Raw genomic sequence first — 15641 nt, forward strand, 5'->3', positions numbered from 1 at the left:
CCATTATACCAAATTTGCCTTAAAAAAAACTCAACTCTCTGCATTTTACATGAGATAGCTGAGTTTTCTTTTATTTAGTCTTAATTATTTAGTTCCGTATTGAAGAACGACTGCTTCCACTGCAGCTTTTTCACGGTTAATCAAATCAACACGCGCTGCAATTTCCTTGATTCCCATACCGATGTTACGGCTAAGAGCAAGGTCAGAAAGTTGTGGTTCAAAGAATTCCTTGTACTCTGCCAAGCGTTGCTGAGTCTTAAATACATGGGCAGGAAGGATGACAAAACTATCAAAGCTCATATCTCCTCCAAGGGCTGCCTTAATCCAAGCCCAGTTTTCACGTGCCCAAGACCAAGCTGTTTCCTGAGTTGCTTGATGACCTAGGAATTGGTAATACCAAGCAGACAAGTCTTGTGGTTTAACCACAAATTTGTCCTTCCAAGAAGTAATCAAGGTTTGGATATTATCCGTATCTTTACTGTAGGCAAGAGCGGCTGCCAACTGGCGTTTAAAGACAGCATCTGTTGCGTGAGTATAAGTATCAAGATAAAGTGCTAACAAGTCTTTAGTCTCATGATGTTTCATTTCATTGATCAGGACTTGTGAGCGAATAGCTGCTGGAAGTCCTGCAAGATTCTCTTTGTGAGTTGCGAAGATTTGGCTAGCAACTTGACTAGCTTCTGCATCATTTGAGCGAATCATCATCGAAACAGCCAACTGACGAACCAACTCATCCTCATCTGATTCGCTATCTTTGGCTTCAAAACCAAGACGGTCATAGTTATGACGAGCCAATTTAGCAACCAAGGCTTTGAAGGCTCTTTCAGCATCTGTTCCTTCATCGATAAAGCGCTCAAGGGCAGAAATCACTTGAGAAACAGCTGAAACAACAAGGTAAGATTCTTCCTTAGCAAGTTTATCAAGGACTGGAAGCAAGTCTGCATAAGAAATGTGCCCTGCCTCAGCCAACAAACGACGTTCTTGAACAATTTGCAGTTTGCTTGTGTTATCAAGTGTCTCTAGATCAGCAAGAACAGCCTCTAACAAGTCTCCTTGATAGTCGGTAATATAGTGGGCTGTATTTTCAGTGTTGAGACGAAGAGCTCCATCATTTTCAGCAAGAAGGGCTGCGTAGCCTGGAATTTCAATACTTTCAGTTTCAAGTGTATCAGGCAAGCCTTTCCAGTTGTTATTGAGTGGCACAACCCAGAGACGGTTCTTATCTTCGTTCTCACCGATGAAGAATTGTTTTTGTGAAATCTTCAAGACATCATTTTCAACTTTGACAGTGAGGACTGGATAACCAGGTTGCTCCAACCAAGAATCCATGAAGGCTGCGACATCACGTCCAGACGCTTGACCAAGAGCATCCCAAAGGTCACGACCAATGGTATTTCCGTATTGGTGTTTTTCAAAGTAAGCATGTAAACCTTTAGCAAAATCAGCATCCCCTAACCAACGACGAAGCATGTGCATGAGGCGACTTCCTTTGGCATAGACGATAGCACCGTCAAAGAGCGTATTGATTTCATCTGGATGGTTAACTTCGACGTGAACAGATTGAACACCATCAGTCGCATCACGTTTTAAGGCAGACGGAACACCACCTGTTTGGAAATCTTCAAAGATATTCCAGCTTGGTTCAATAGCATCTACACAGACGTACTCCATCATGTTGGCGAAACTTTCATTAAGCCAGAGGTCATCCCACCATTTCATCGTTACCAGGTTACCAAACCATTGGTGAGCCAATTCATGAGCCACAACAAGGGCAACTTGTTGACGGCTAGCAAAGGTTGAGTTCTCATCCACAACCAAGTAAACTTCACGGTAGGTCACAAGACCCCAGTTTTCCATAGCACCAGCTGAGAAGTCAGGAAGGGCGATGTGGAGAGATTGAGGGATTGGGTACTTAACTCCGTAGTAATCTTCGTAAAATTCGATTGAGCGAACGGCGATATCCAAAGAGAAATCAAGATTAGATAGTGGATGAGCTTTGGTTGAGTATACTCCTACGAGGGTACCGTTTTTAGTTTTAGCCGTCACACCTTGCAAATCACCCGCAACAAAGGCCAACAAGTAAGAAGACATGCGAGGTGTTGTCTCAAACTTCCAGATACCTGTTTCCTTACGGTTTTCAACATCGATTTCAGGCATGTTTGACAAGGCCAATTCACCTTCTGCTTGGTCAAAACGTAGAGAGAGATCAAAAGTGGCTTTGGCTTCTGGCTCATCCACACATGGGAAGGCTTCACGCGCAAAATGGCTCTCAAATTGAGTTGACAAAACTTCCTTCTTGACTCCATCAACTGTGTAGTAAGAAGGGTAAATTCCTGTCATGTTGTCTGTGATTTTACCTGAGAAAGCGATAACCACTTCAACTTGACCTGCTTCCGCAAGTTCTAAATGAAGGGCTTCATTGTCATGATCGACTGTGAATGGACAAGCTGCCCCTGCAACTTCTACAGAAGCGATTTCTAAGTCCTTTTGGTGAAGGGAAATTCGGTCACTTTGAGCTTGACCAGTAATAGTTACTTTTCCTGAAAAAGTCTTGGTCTCACGACTCAAGTCTAAAAACAAATCATAATGTTCAGGAACAAATTGCTTAATAAAATGTTCAACTGCTTGCATAATTTTCTCCTATTCTAAATTTAAGAGCTAGAGCTCTTCTTCAAACAAACTTATTATATCATGTTTTGCTGGAGAAAAAAGGATTGGACGGCGATTTCCAAAACTTTCTTCCGTCTAACAGTCTACAGTGGGTAGACCTTGCGAAATTCTTCTAAAACAACCTTACTTTCAGGTGTAAAAGTCAGTCCTGCTTCTTTCAGCCACTCGGCGAAACACTCCTCATGAACCTGGCGCCAATAGGCTAAGGATTTGTCTCCCTCCCCTTCCTTATAGGCATGTTGAGCAGAAACTTGATTGAAGGGCTGGACAGAAACCTTTGTAATTTCGACAATACAGACAGCCTGATTTTGACTATCTAAAATGATGTCAAAAGTTCCTTCTTGCGGCAGGGGTTCATTATCAACTGCATAAAGATTATATGCTGATGCAGTTGCCGTCTTTTCGCCTCTTAAAACCAAATCTGCCAAGAAATCGGCATCTACTCCAAAAGCCCAGGCATCGATTTCATCTCCTATAGAGGGGGTAATTTTCTTGTATGCATTCCACATTTCCTGCGGTGTCATGGGTTGCTCCTTTGTAATTTTTTACTCTCTTCTTTTATGAGTTTGAGATGGTCTGGATGGTCAATTTCTAAATCAAAAATCTCTGGAATAGAACTATAGTGGATAATGCACTCAATTCCTACATGATTCATTTTTTGTATGAAAGAAAGATTCAGATAGCCTGCTACAGCAAAGTCAATCTTTTTCATCCTTGCTTTATCCTGCATCTGTCTCAGCATATCTAACATTATTGGACTTTCCATATCATGCCATTGACTGTTCCTCACAGTCGCAAAAACAAAAGAAGTCAAATCATTCATTCCAACTACAATCTTTGAAATGCCCGTTTCCAGCATCCTGTCTAGGTCAAAATAAGCTGACGGTAATTCGATCATCGTGCCGACTTTACCAGTAAAGCTATGCTGACGTAACACTGTAATAGCTCGTTTTAATTGGTCGGCATCATTTACAAAAGGAAAAATAACAGACAAATTGGGATTATTCTGATAAACATCTGTAACGACATTTGCCTCAGCTTGAAATTCATCTGGACACGCCAACAAACGCCTGATTCCTCTATAACCAAATAAGGGGTGGCGTTCATCAAGATACTCTTTAGTCCCATCCAGACTATTTGCTTCTGCATTTGTTAACTCTGAAAAGCGATACCAAACTTCTTCATCTGAGTACAAATGACAAATAGTGTCTAGATAATCTTTTACAAATTGCTGACAACTTGGTAATAGGATGTTTTGACTGAGCTCTCTCAACAAATATTCTCCACGAATCATTCCGACGTGGTGAAATAGTTGAGGGTAAACTTTTTCAATAATTTTTTCGCCACTAAGGGCTAGCTGGTTTTTCATAGCCATTCACCTCGTCTTAAAAGACACAACATAATATATTATCATTTTGTGCTTTCCTCTAGTTCAAAAGCTTCATAAGGTTCAACTAACTCATATCCTAAAAATTCTGCTACTTTTTTGGAAGCCTCGTTATGAGCATCCCAAAGTGGAAACATATCTCTATTTAAACTCTCTAGAATCATTGCAGCACCAAGCTTTTTAGCAAAGCCATTTCCTTGTTCGTTTGGTCTAGTTGCAACTTCCACTTCAACTGCTCCACGGTAAACTAACCCTGAGGAAATCCCAGCAATCAGTTCTTTATTTTTAAGAACCACAAAACCAAATCCACCTTTTAAAGAAAAATCCTGATAGGACTCAAAATCTCCCTTTAAATCTGGTGACCATTCCTCCTCAGAAAAGCAGTTATAAATATAATTATCAATAGGTACAATATTGTAACCTTCCTCTATATGAGTAACTAGATTATTTAAAAATTCAACTTGAAAATTTGCCTTATCTTTAAAAGAATAGCGAGTAAAAGAAATTAGCTCCACTTTCTGATGCAGAAAATCTTGCCAATTGGTTTTTTCTGAAATAATAATCTTATAATCTAAACCATATTTCCTAACAAAATCTTCCCAAAATCTGGAATCCAACTCCCCTGCTAGGAATAGAAAATTCCCAACATCATAAAAACTTGTTGTCCTATCACTGTTTCGGTAGACAGTTCCGATTTGAGATTTAAGACCATAGAGAACCATATTTTTCTTCCATGTTTTAAATAGTTCCATAATTCCCCTTCTTCACCTTCCAATTCATGTAAGAGGTCTTATCTAATTCTGGAAATCCTAGCAACTCTGCCTTGGCCTTCAATACTAAAGGCGAAGCATTGTCTGCAGTAATCTCTTCTAAATTCAACCAAAGTACATTTGCTGAATCATTACTTCCATCAAGAAGTTCTTGAGAAAGAGATTTTTGAAAGCGTTCGAAATCGAGCACCACATCATAAAAGGCCATGATATGATGTACTGCAAAGTCTTGTCCTTCTTTCTGAACCAGCACATCATAGATTCTAGGGTTTGAATAATCGCTAAGAGTATATCCTGTCTCTTCCAGAACTTCTCTCTTGAGGGTCTCTGTCAACCCTTCACCGAGTTCCTGACTACCACCCGGTAGATCAAAACGATGCTGATAATGGCCTCTCTTTTTTTTCAATGCAGAGTAACTTCCCATTTTCAAAGCAGACAGCGTAGACTCCAAAGTGTCTTTTGATTTCCATCAGATCCCCCTACTTCAAAGACCATCCACCGTCAATTGTCAAGATTTGCCCTTGCATAGCGCTTGCTTTCCCACTTGCTAGGAAAAGTGTGAAGTCTGCTATTTCCTCTGGCTCAAGCCAGCGTTTGATGGGTGTCTCGCTAGCCACCCAGTCTGCTAAGCCACCTGGTTCAAAATCTGCAGAGGTCATAGCTGTCTTGACAGCGCCAGGAGCAATGCCAAAGACCTGAATCCCAGCTTCTGCATAGTCTAGAGCCAACTGCTTGGTAAATCCAGCCAAGGCGTGCTTAGATGAGGTATAGGCGTGACCACCACCTCCTGCTAGATTTGAAGCAATAGAGCACATATTGATAATGATTCCCTTTTTATTTTCCAGCATTTGTGTCAAATAATACCGAGTCAACTCAACAGGAGTCACGTAGTTAATTTCAAAAATCTCTTGAATTTCCTGCGCCGTTTGTTCCAAAAGTGGTTTGTAATCATCCAAAACTCCAGCAGTATTGCACAAAACATCCACCTGATAACACCAGTCAAAAATAGGTTCCAAGTCCAAGGTTAAATCCCTCTGTAAAAAGTGGAAATCACCCTCTAAGAGTGGATTTTCATCTTGGTCAACTCCGTAAACTTCATAGCCCTCCTCTAAAAAGAGGCGAGCTTGAGCCAGACCAATCCCTGAACTCACTCCTGTAATGAGTACACGACTAGTCATGCACTTCTACCCAATCTGTCGCCAAAACATCACAAGGTGTCGGGCTCCACATGGAAAAACCTTCTCCTTCTCCAGATACGTTGATTAGGAAATAAGGTGTCACTTCAAGTGCAACCCCGTTTTGTTCAATGGTGTCAAAAAGCTGAACATAGTTTTCAGCTCCACCCCAGCCAGTACGCACATATTTCTTTTTCGCCTTTAGTCCAGGCAGAATTTCTTCAAATGTCATGGTTTTCTCCTTTTATATCGATAAATCTTCACTTCATTATAACAAAAAAACCGCTTTGCAACGGCTTTTTGACTGTGATTTATTTACATCTGCTTCTACTTACGGCAAATCATTCCCTGCAGCAAGATAAATTTCATACCATTCTTTTCGAGTTAGGTTAACATTACTTGCTTGGCTTGCTTCTATCAAATGTTTTGGATTAGTTGTGCCAACAATGGCCTGCATCTTAGCTGGATAGCGTAACACCCAAGCGATAGCAATAGCTGATGGGCTCAAACCGTATTTTAAAGCTAATCGATTTAGGACTTGGTTTAGTTGTTGGAACTTCTCATTGCCGACAAAATTCCCTTTGAAATATCCGAACTGCAAGACTGACCAGGCCTGAATAACCATGTCGTTTAATTTGCAGTATTCAAAGACGCTACCATCACGCAAAGCTGCCTTGTTCCCTTCCATATTGACATGAAATCCTGCTTCAAAACCAGGCGTGAAAGCTGCACTTAGTTGTAATTGATTGATAGCTAGAGACTGTTTGACTTCTTTCTTCAACAACTCCATCATCATAGGATTTTGGTTGGACACACCAAAATCTCGAACTTTGCCTGATGTGTGGAGAATGTCAAATGCATCTGCTACTTGGTCAGCTTCCATCAAAGCATCTGGACGGTGAAGAAGCAAGCTATCTAAATAGTCAACCTGCAATCTTTTTAAAATACCATCTACTGATTCTAGAATATACTCTTTTGAAAAATCAAAATAGGTAAATTCTTCAATGCGAATGCCACATTTGGACTGAATCCACATCTTTTCTCGCAAATCAGGGCGATTTTTTAGGACAAGACCTAACAGTTCTTCGCAACGACCGCGACCATATATATCAGCCAAGTCGAAGGCATTGATTCCTACAGATAGGGCTGTTTCTACAAGCTCTTCAACTTCTTTGACAGACTTGTCACTGATTCGCATCATGCCTAGAACGATTTCGGACAATTCTCTTTTCTCTTGACCAAGACTTATGTATCTCATCAAATTTTTCTCCTTTGATTCTACATTCTTCAATTAATTATAACAAAAAACCGCTTTGCAACGGCTTTTTGACTATATTTCACTCCATTTTATCTTCTTAAACCCACGGAACAAGAGAAAAATGCCAATAAAGAGAACAACTAAAGGAATGATTTTTGTAAGGAAAACATTTGAAATGCCCATCCACTCATTGTAACGGAGCAGAGAACCTACAATAAGGTGGGCAACAATCATACTGTTAAAGGGACGAAAAATCGGTTCTTTCCAATTCCAAATACTGATGACCAGCGAAATCGTAAAGACAAGGAAACTATCCCAGGGAGCCGGAAGATAAAATGCTCCTTCTTGTACAAAACTTCCTATTCCTACACATCCCAGAACAACTAACAGAACAAGAATCCCAACGACAATATAGGTACCAATTTTCATTTTAGGAGAATCTTGGACTAAGCTCCAACGTAAGATTGTAGTCACAAGTCCAAATCCAATCAGAAAAAGAAGAAGTTGTCCCAAAAACGTAAGCAAATTGACTGTTAAGAGAGGACCTTTAGAAAAATCACCTAGTAATTGATAGTAACGTAATACCGCTAGGACGAGAATTGGCGTCAAAAGGGACTCCTTGATAGAACTCCGTGGTGCTTCCTTGAGCATCTCTTTCATTAATTTTTTAGGATTCTTACCCAGATAATCCTCTGCACTCATGCCATCTCGTTCTGCTTCTGAGAAATCAAGCATCATCACATAAATCTGCTCTCTGAGATAGTCCTCATCATAGAGGAATCCAGCAAGATTAAAACTATCCCACAGTTCCTCAAAATACTGCTGATTCTCCTCAGAAAACTCATGTAGCAAAGCGCTTGTTTCTTTGTAATACTTCATTTTCTTCATGGTTTACCCTCCATTCTTAATCCCTTCTACTTTTTGACTCAAATCGTCCCATTGTTGCCAAAAGACTGAGACACGTTCTTCTCCTTCTTTGGTTAACGAAAAATACTTCCGATCTGGACCATCTGGCGACGGGCGCATGTCACCTCTTATCCATTGATTTTTTTCTAACTTTTGCAACAAAGGATAAATAGTTCCTGGAACGATAGTGTCAAATCCAGCCTCTCGCAAAGTCTGAATCAACTCATAACCATATCGCTCTTTTTGACCAATCATATCCAAGACACAACCTTCAAGAATACCTTTTAATAGCTGAGTTTCTTTCATCACTTCCCCCTTCTGTCTATTTTGTAATACCTACTAGTAGCTTCATCTATAATATACCACTTTCACACTAGTTTGTAAAGCATAATAGTCAAAATAAAATAAAAAAACAGAACTAGCATAAACTAGTCCTGTCTATTGTTACCCAATCACACTACCGTTTGGTACAGTTGGATCAACTGTGAGAAGGGTTAATTGTCCATCATGCTCAGCTGAGAGAATCATCCCTTGACTGACATATTTTTTCATCATCTTGCGTGGTTTGAGGTTGGCAACGATTTGGACTTTCTTGCCGACCAATTCTTGTTCATTTGGATAGTATTTTGCAATTCCTGAGAGGATTTGACGGTCTTGACCATCACCAGCATCCAAGCGGAATTGAAGCAACTTATCAGAACCTTCTACTTTAGAAACTTCTTTTACTTCAGCAACACGAATTTCAACCTTATCGAAGTCTTCAAACTTGATTTCTTCCTTGTTTAGTTTGAGTTCGACTTCATCTGGATTCCATTCTTTCTCGACAGCAGGCTTATTACCTTCCATTTGTTCCTTGATATAGGCGATTTCTTCTTCCATATCCAGACGTGGGAAGATTGGTGTTCCTTTAGCAACTACAGTTACACCTGCAGGTAAATCAGCTAAGCTCAAGTTTACAAGGCTAGAAACTTCTGCTAGACCAAGTTGTGTCAAGACTGCACGACTGGTTTCCATCATAAATGGCTCAATCAAGTGAGCTACGACACGTAGGCTAGCTGCCAAGTGGCTCATCACACTTGCCAATTGGTCACGGTGCGCTTCGTCCTTAGCAAGTACCCATGGAGCTGTCTCATCGATGTATTTATTGGTACGTGAGATAAGAGTCCAGACTGCCTCAAGTGCACGTGGATAGTCAACTGCTTCCATGTAGGTATTGTAGTCAGCGATTGATTGTTCTGCCACTTGAGCAAGTTCATTGTCAAAGTCTGTTACACCTTCTACATAGGCAGGGATTTGACCATCAAAATACTTGTTAATCATTGAAACCGTACGGTTGAGGAGGTTTCCAAGGTCATTTGCCAATTCATAGTTGATACGACCTACATAGTCCTCTGGAGTGAAGGTTCCGTCTGAACCAACTGGAAGGCTACGCATGAGGTAGTAACGAAGTGGATCTAGTCCAAAACGCTCTATCAACATTTCAGGATAGACAACGTTCCCTTTAGACTTAGACATCTTACCATCTTTCATGACAAACCAACCATGACCAATCAAACGTTCTGGCAACTTGATATCCAACATCATAAGAAGGATTGGCCAGTAGATGGAGTGGAAACGAAGGATGTCTTTTCCAACCATGTGGAAGACTGTTCCATTCCAGAACTTGTCAAAGTTAGCGTGATCCTCTTGACCGTAACCAAGAGCTGTCACATAATTTAGAAGGGCATCAAACCAAACGTAGACAACGTGTTTAGGATTTGATGGGACTGGTACACCCCAGGTAAAGGTTGTACGAGATACTGCTAAGTCTTCCAAGCCTGGCTCAATGAAGTTACGCAACATTTCATTGAGACGTCCATCTGGAGTGATGAAGTCAGGATGTGATTTGAAAAATTCGACCAAGCGGTCTTGGTATTTGCTGAGGCGAAGGAAGTAAGATTCTTCTGAGACCCATTCAACTTCGTGTCCTGATGGAGCGATACCACCCGTTACATTTCCAGCTTCATCGCGGAAAACTTCTGCAAGCTGGCTTTCTGTAAAGAATTCCTCATCTGAAACTGAGTACCAGCCAGAGTATTCACCTAGGTAGATGTCATCTTGAGCAAGCAAGCGTTCAAAAATTTGCGCTACCACTTTTTCATGGTAATCATCTGTAGTACGGATAAATTTATCATATGAGATATCCAGTAATTGCCAGAGTTCTTTAACTCCAACTGCCATCCCATCAACATAGGCTTGTGGTGTAATGCCTGCTTCTTCTGCTTTTTGCTGGATTTTTTGACCATGTTCATCAAGACCAGTTAAATAAAAGACATCGTAGCCCATCAGGCGTTTGTAGCGAGCTAGGACATCACAGGCAATAGTTGTGTAAGCAGAACCGATATGAAGTTTACCAGATGGATAGTAAATCGGTGTTGTAATATAAAAATTCTTTTCAGACATAATATTTCCTTTCCAGGCAAATGAAACCTGTTTTTCTAACACTTCATTATATCATATTTTAATGATTTTCGATAAGGAAATCCAACCAAAAACAAGATAGACAAGTGTCCATCTTGCTTATTCTATTCATAACGAAGGGCTTCGATTGGATCAAGCTTCGATGCCTTGTTGGCTGGCAAGACTCCAAAAATCATACCCACGCTAGCCGAAACTGCAAGACTAAATAGGGCAACTGGAATGGATACTCCAACTTCTATCCCCGCAATCAAACCTTGCAGTAACAAACCTGCTAAGGCAGTTATACCACTTGCAATTGTCAAACCAATTAATCCACCTAACAAGGTCAAAATCATAGATTCAATCAAAAACTGAATTAAAATATTGGCACGCGTTGCACCCAAAGCCTTACGGAGACCAATCTCACGAGTACGCTCTGTCACCGAAACCAGCATGATGTTCATAACACCAGTCCCTCCAACAAAAAGGGAAATTCCTGCAATGGCACTAATAATCGTAGTTATGAAGCCAAAGAGTTGTTGAACTTCTTGGAAGGCTTCAGTCGCATCTGCCACCTGATACTCCCCTTGCTGAAGACCAGCAATCTCGGTCATTTTTCTAGCTAATTCTGGTCCCACCGTTGGTGTCAAGCTGGTATCGTTAACACGGAAGACGATATCAGAAATTTCATCCATATTGAAGTTATTAGCAAGAGAAATATTAGTTGTAATCGGAAGTCCACCAATACCAAAAGTCTTGGCAGCCTTGGACTCGTCGCTAGTATAGACACCAATGACACGATAACTAAAGTCACCAACATCTATAATCTGGTTAACAGCTTCCTGAGCAGATCCAAACAGACTATTAGCAAGTTCTTGGTCTAATAAAATGACACTGGCTACATCTTTATAATCCTGAGCTATGAAACTGCGGCCTGCAACAATTTCATTGTTAACAGCCTTCATGTAGGTACTATTCCCACCTGTCAAGCTGGCGCGCTCCACTTTTTTATCTTTATAAGACAAGGTGGTATTTGTTGAGTTGGTTACATAGTAACTATCCACTCCCTTAAGCTTGGCAGCTTCCTTGACCCAGGATTCTTGTGGTTTTGGTGGTTCCACAGGAACGTCCTCTTCTTTCCCAGACACTGTCAAAGCTGATTGTTTTTGGGTAAAAGAGCCATCTTTACTTTTAATAGGTGAGAAAAAAACACGGATATTCTTCTGTGACTTGGTCATGTTTTTATTAATCTGACGAGACATGGAATCCCCCAGAGCCATAATCACAACAACCGATGATACACCAATGATAATCCCTATCATAGTGAGAAAAGAGCGCATCTTGTGTGCCATGATAGATGAAAAGGCAAATTTCAGATTCTGCATCTTAGCTTTCCCCCTTTTCTAACTGAGCACTATCAGACGAAATAACTCCATCTCGAATGACAATCTGGCGTTTAGCATAAGCAGCGATTTCTGGCTCATGCGTTACCATGATAATAGTTTTTCCTTCTTTGTTCAAGTCAACCAATAGTTGCATGATTTGATTACCTGTTTTGGTATCCAAGGCTCCTGTCGGTTCGTCCGCTAGAATGATAGAAGGATTGTTTACCAAGGCACGCGCAATGGCTACACGTTGCTTTTGACCACCAGATAATTCTGAAGGTAAATGGTGACTACGCTCAGTCAATTCAACCTTATCTAGATATTCCTCAGCTAACTTCCGACGTTTTGAAGCCGAAACTCCTGCGTAAATCAAGGGCAATTCTACATTTTGTAGAGCATTGAGTTTCGATAGAAGAAAGAACTGCTGAAAGACAAAACCGATTTGTTGGTTGCGGACCTTGGCTAGTTGTTTTTCGCCAAGTCCAGCTACTTCTTGGCCTTCAAGATAATACTCTCCACTGGTTGGTGTATCCAACATCCCAATCGTATTCATCAGAGTAGACTTACCAGAACCAGATGGTCCCATAATGGCGACAAACTCACCTTCTTGAACTTCTAAGTTAATATTTTTTAGGACTTGCAGTTCTTGGTCACCATTACGGTAGCTTCTGCAGATATTTTTTAGATTAATTAGTTTCTTCATCACCCTTCACCTCTTTTCCTTCCTCTAGAGAAGACGTTGGGTTACTGATGACCTTGACTCCATTTGTCAGACCTGAAGTGATTTCTTGGTTGTCTGCATCAGCATTTCCCAAACCAACTTCCACTTTCTTGGCCTTTTTCTGCTCGTCAAGTACCCAGACATAGTTCTTATCATTTTCAGTCACAACACTTGTTAGAGGAACCAAAATCGCTTTACTTTTATTTTTGACCTCAACACTTACTGAGAATCCTTGTTTCAAGTCACCAATTTCACTTGTAACATCAATGGTATATGGATATTTAGAACCAGAATTGCCAGCTGCTGCGGCAGCAGCTGCACTTGCTGCTTCGCCATTGGTTTTAGGGTAATCAGAAATATAGCTAATCTGACCTGTCCAGCTCTTATCTTGGTAAACTTTAGAAGTAAAAGTTACCTCTTGACCTACAGATAAGTTGGCAAGATTATATTCAGATAGTTCTCCCTTAACTTGCAAGTTTTCATTACTTACGACATGGACTACCACTTGGCTAGCTCCTGTTGGAGATTTAGAAACATTGTGATTGACTTCGACCACAGTTCCCTCTAGGGTACTGAGTACCGTCATGGCATCTAACTGACTCTGAGCTTTGTTCAATTGTGCTTCTGCATCTGCACGGGCATCACGGGCATCACCTAGTTGTGCATCAATAGATGAAACTGAATTGCCTGAGACTTGCGCTGTTGCACCTTCGCCTCCTGCTGGCGCTGGTAACTGTGGAGCTGAAGCTGAAGCGGCTTCATTTCGTGCTTGATTAAGTTCGTTGATATGACGGTCTGCCTTAGCTACTGCTCGGCTAGCTGAATCATAGGCCGCCTGGACTTCAGAACTACTGTACTTGACTAAGGCCTGCCCTTCGCTGACCTTATCACCCACAGAAACAAGGATTTCATCTAAATCTCCCTTGCTAGCATCAAAATAAACATACTGTTCATTTTTTGCCGTTACTGTCCCTGATAATAAAACAGAGGATGCCACGCTTCCTTCCTTAGCAACAACAAGATGAGTAGCTTCATCTTTTACAGCGCTCTGAGATGGTTGTCTAAAGAGCAAAATCCCTCCAGCCCCCAATACAACTACACTGGCAGCACCGATTGCTGCATACAATTGCCACTTTTTAGCTTTACGATTCTTCTTCATAATGAAACTCCTTTTTGATTTAAAGTCCTTAACAATATTATACAAAAATTACAAAATATAAACAATAACAGTTCAGAACAAAATAATGACATTTCAGGATTCAATAAATGTTCGGAATTTATTCCAACTATCATTGTACTAGTTATATAATACACTTTATTTTTTCTTTTTGCAAGCCTTTTCTTTAATTTTTTTGAACGTAGCAGATTTTTGCAATCAAATCAAAAAAAAGATAGAATATGACTATCAAAAAATGACACTCTACTATTTCAAAGAGTACAAAGGAGTTTACAATGAGAGAATATGATATCATTGCTATCGGTGGAGGTAGCGGAGGAATTGCTACCATGAACCGTGCTGGTGAACACGGAGCCAAAGCGGCCGTTATTGAGGAAAAGAAACTAGGTGGAACCTGTGTCAACGTCGGCTGTGTTCCTAAAAAAATCATGTGGTACGGAGCACAAATCGCTGAGACTTTCCATCAATTTGGAGAAGACTACGGTTTTAAAACTACTGATCTTAACTTTGACTTTGCAACCCTACGTCGCAATCGTGAAGCTTACATCGATCGCGCTCGTTCTTCTTATGATGGCAGTTTCAAACGCAACGGTGTAGACTTGATTGAAGGTCATGCTGAATTTGTAGATTCTCATACTGTCAGCGTAAATGGTGAACTGATTCGTGCTAAACATATCGTGATTGCGACTGGTGCCCATCCAAATATTCCAAATATTCCTGGTGCTGAACTAGGTGGCTCTTCTGATGATGTATTTGCTTGGGAAGAATTGCCTGAATCTGTAGCCATTCTTGGAGCAGGTTACATTGCTGTCGAATTGGCTGGAGTGCTCCATACCCTTGGTGTTCAGACAGATTTATTCGTCCGTCATGATCGTCCTTTACGTGGTTTTGATTCTTACATCATTGAAGGTTTAGTCAAGGAAATGGAAAGAACAAACTTACCACTTCATACTCACAAAGTCCCTGCCAAGTTAGAAAAAACTGCTGAGGGCATTACCATTCATTTTGAAGATGGTACTAGTCATACAGCTAGCCAAGTTATCTGGGCTACAGGCCGCCGTCCAAACCTTAAGGGCTTGCAACTTGAAAAAGCTGGAGTGACTCTGAATGAACGTGGCTTTATACAAGTAGATGAATACCAAAATACCGTTGTTGAGGGAATCTACGCTCTAGGTGATGTAACAGGTGAAAAAGAACTGACCCCAGTTGCTATTAAGGCTGGACGTACTTTGTCTGAACGTCTCTTTAACGGAAAAACAACTGCTAAAATGGACTACTCAACTATTCCAACCGTTGTCTTTTCACACCCTGCTATCGGAACGGTTGGTCTGACTGAGGAAGAAGCTACTAAACAGTATGGACAAGAAAACGTTAAAGTTTATACATCAAAATTTGCGTCTATGTATTCTGCAGTTACTAGTCACCGTCAAGAAGCTCGCTTTAAACTAGTTACAGCCGGTGCAGACGAAAAGGTAGTTGGCCTTCATGGTATCGGCTACGGCGTTGATGAAATGATTCAAGGTTTTGCTGTAGCAATCAAGATGGGAGCTACAAAAGCTGACTTTGATGCAACTGTGGCGATTCACCCAACTGCATCTGAAGAATTTGTAACTATGCGTTAATCGAAATAAAAGAAGCTGAGCAAAAAACACTTCTAAATATCAAAAAGCGAGTATTTCCGTAGTTGGAAATACTCGTTTTCTTATGTCCTATTTTTATAGTATGTTGAAATAAGATATGCAAAAATCAATTA

13 protein-coding genes and 2 pseudogenes are annotated in these 15641 nt (G+C 40.7%); 1 reads left to right on the plus strand and 14 read right to left on the minus strand.

Annotated features, from left to right (window positions below; genetic code table 11):
• Positions 1 to 84: 84 nt before the first annotated feature.
• The 14 genes and pseudogenes from D2908_RS03290 to D2908_RS03355 form a co-directional block, all read right to left on the minus strand.
• Positions 85 to 2631, minus strand: coding sequence for a M1 family metallopeptidase (locus D2908_RS03290; protein WP_117304850.1), 2547 nt, complete (start codon positions 2629 to 2631; stop codon positions 85 to 87).
• Between the two features lie 122 nt (positions 2632 to 2753).
• A complete protein-coding gene (locus D2908_RS03295; protein ID WP_117304852.1) occupies positions 2754 to 3194 on the minus strand; it encodes an ASCH domain-containing protein in 441 nt (146 codons plus the stop codon).
• Positions 3136 to 4039: pseudogene (locus D2908_RS03300) on the minus strand (putative PEP-binding protein). The gene D2908_RS03295 and the pseudogene D2908_RS03300 overlap by 59 nt, the downstream one beginning before the upstream one ends.
• A 41-nt stretch (positions 4040 to 4080) precedes the next feature.
• The gene (locus D2908_RS03305) at positions 4081 to 4809 is read right to left on the minus strand and encodes a GNAT family N-acetyltransferase (RefSeq protein ID WP_117304855.1); all 729 of its coding nucleotides are present in this window, start codon (positions 4807 to 4809) and stop codon (positions 4081 to 4083) included.
• A pseudogene (locus D2908_RS03310) lies at positions 4796 to 5297 on the minus strand (NUDIX hydrolase). The gene D2908_RS03305 and the pseudogene D2908_RS03310 overlap by 14 nt, the downstream one beginning before the upstream one ends.
• 9 nt (positions 5298 to 5306) lie before the next feature.
• Entirely contained in the window at positions 5307 to 6005 is a 699-nt protein-coding gene (locus D2908_RS03315) for a 3-oxoacyl-ACP reductase (protein WP_117304857.1), read from the minus strand.
• Entirely contained in the window at positions 5998 to 6234 is a 237-nt protein-coding gene (locus D2908_RS03320) for a DUF2829 domain-containing protein (protein WP_000141913.1), read from the minus strand. The genes D2908_RS03315 and D2908_RS03320 overlap by 8 nt, the downstream gene beginning before the upstream one ends.
• Before the next feature lie 99 nt (positions 6235 to 6333).
• Complete coding sequence (locus D2908_RS03325; protein ID WP_117304858.1) at positions 6334 to 7260, minus strand: aldo/keto reductase; 927 nt, start codon at positions 7258 to 7260, stop codon at positions 6334 to 6336.
• 72 nt (positions 7261 to 7332) lie between these two features.
• On the minus strand, positions 7333 to 8148 hold the full coding sequence (locus D2908_RS03330) for a hypothetical protein (protein ID WP_117304860.1): 816 nt from the start codon (positions 8146 to 8148) through the stop codon (positions 7333 to 7335).
• 3 nt (positions 8149 to 8151) lie between these two features.
• Positions 8152 to 8472, minus strand: coding sequence for a PadR family transcriptional regulator (locus tag D2908_RS03335; protein ID WP_165847428.1), 321 nt, complete (start codon positions 8470 to 8472; stop codon positions 8152 to 8154).
• A gap of 138 nt (positions 8473 to 8610) precedes the next feature.
• Positions 8611 to 10608 carry a methionine--tRNA ligase gene (gene metG, locus D2908_RS03340; protein WP_117304863.1) on the minus strand — a complete coding sequence of 666 codons (1998 nt, stop codon included), beginning with the start codon at positions 10606 to 10608 and terminating at the stop codon, positions 8611 to 8613.
• A gap of 122 nt (positions 10609 to 10730) precedes the next feature.
• Positions 10731 to 11990: an ABC transporter permease gene (locus D2908_RS03345; RefSeq protein WP_117304865.1), complete on the minus strand. Its 1260-nt coding sequence runs from the start codon at positions 11988 to 11990 to the stop codon at positions 10731 to 10733.
• A gap of 1 nt (position 11991) precedes the next feature.
• On the minus strand, positions 11992 to 12693 hold the full coding sequence (locus tag D2908_RS03350) for an ABC transporter ATP-binding protein (protein WP_117304866.1): 702 nt from the start codon (positions 12691 to 12693) through the stop codon (positions 11992 to 11994).
• On the minus strand, positions 12677 to 13873 hold the full coding sequence (locus tag D2908_RS03355) for an efflux RND transporter periplasmic adaptor subunit (protein ID WP_165847438.1): 1197 nt from the start codon (positions 13871 to 13873) through the stop codon (positions 12677 to 12679). Before D2908_RS03355 ends, D2908_RS03350 begins: the two co-directional genes overlap by 17 nt.
• A 290-nt stretch (positions 13874 to 14163) precedes the next feature.
• Here D2908_RS03355 and gor point away from each other — a divergent pair, with 290 nt between their 5' ends.
• Positions 14164 to 15510 (plus strand): glutathione-disulfide reductase, encoded by a 1347-nt coding sequence (gene gor / locus D2908_RS03360; RefSeq protein ID WP_117304870.1) that lies wholly within the window; start codon positions 14164 to 14166, stop codon positions 15508 to 15510.
• Positions 15511 to 15641: the final 131 nt, after the last annotated feature.

The organism is Streptococcus sp. LQJ-218 (assembly GCF_003428885.1).
Classification (GTDB): Bacteria; Bacillota; Bacilli; order Lactobacillales; family Streptococcaceae; genus Streptococcus.

Coding starts and splice junctions, on each gene's coding strand:
- D2908_RS03290 (WP_117304850.1), bottom strand. CDS start 2,631: ATGCAAGCAGTTGAACATTTTATTAAGCAATTTGTTCCTGAACATTAT.
- D2908_RS03295 (WP_117304852.1), bottom strand. CDS start 3,194: ATGACACCGCAGGAAATGTGGAATGCATACAAGAAAATTACCCCCTCT.
- D2908_RS03305 (WP_117304855.1), bottom strand. CDS start 4,809: ATGGAACTATTTAAAACATGGAAGAAAAATATGGTTCTCTATGGTCTT.
- D2908_RS03315 (WP_117304857.1), bottom strand. CDS start 6,005: ATGACTAGTCGTGTACTCATTACAGGAGTGAGTTCAGGGATTGGTCTG.
- D2908_RS03320 (WP_000141913.1), bottom strand. CDS start 6,234: ATGACATTTGAAGAAATTCTGCCTGGACTAAAGGCGAAAAAGAAATAT.
- D2908_RS03325 (WP_117304858.1), bottom strand. CDS start 7,260: ATGAGATACATAAGTCTTGGTCAAGAGAAAAGAGAATTGTCCGAAATC.
- D2908_RS03330 (WP_117304860.1), bottom strand. CDS start 8,148: ATGAAGAAAATGAAGTATTACAAAGAAACAAGCGCTTTGCTACATGAG.
- D2908_RS03335 (WP_165847428.1), bottom strand. CDS start 8,472: ATGAAAGAAACTCAGCTATTAAAAGGTATTCTTGAAGGTTGTGTCTTG.
- metG (WP_117304863.1), bottom strand. CDS start 10,608: ATGTCTGAAAAGAATTTTTATATTACAACACCGATTTACTATCCATCT.
- D2908_RS03345 (WP_117304865.1), bottom strand. CDS start 11,990: ATGCAGAATCTGAAATTTGCCTTTTCATCTATCATGGCACACAAGATG.
- D2908_RS03350 (WP_117304866.1), bottom strand. CDS start 12,693: ATGAAGAAACTAATTAATCTAAAAAATATCTGCAGAAGCTACCGTAAT.
- gor (WP_117304870.1), top strand. CDS start 14,164: ATGAGAGAATATGATATCATTGCTATCGGTGGAGGTAGCGGAGGAATT.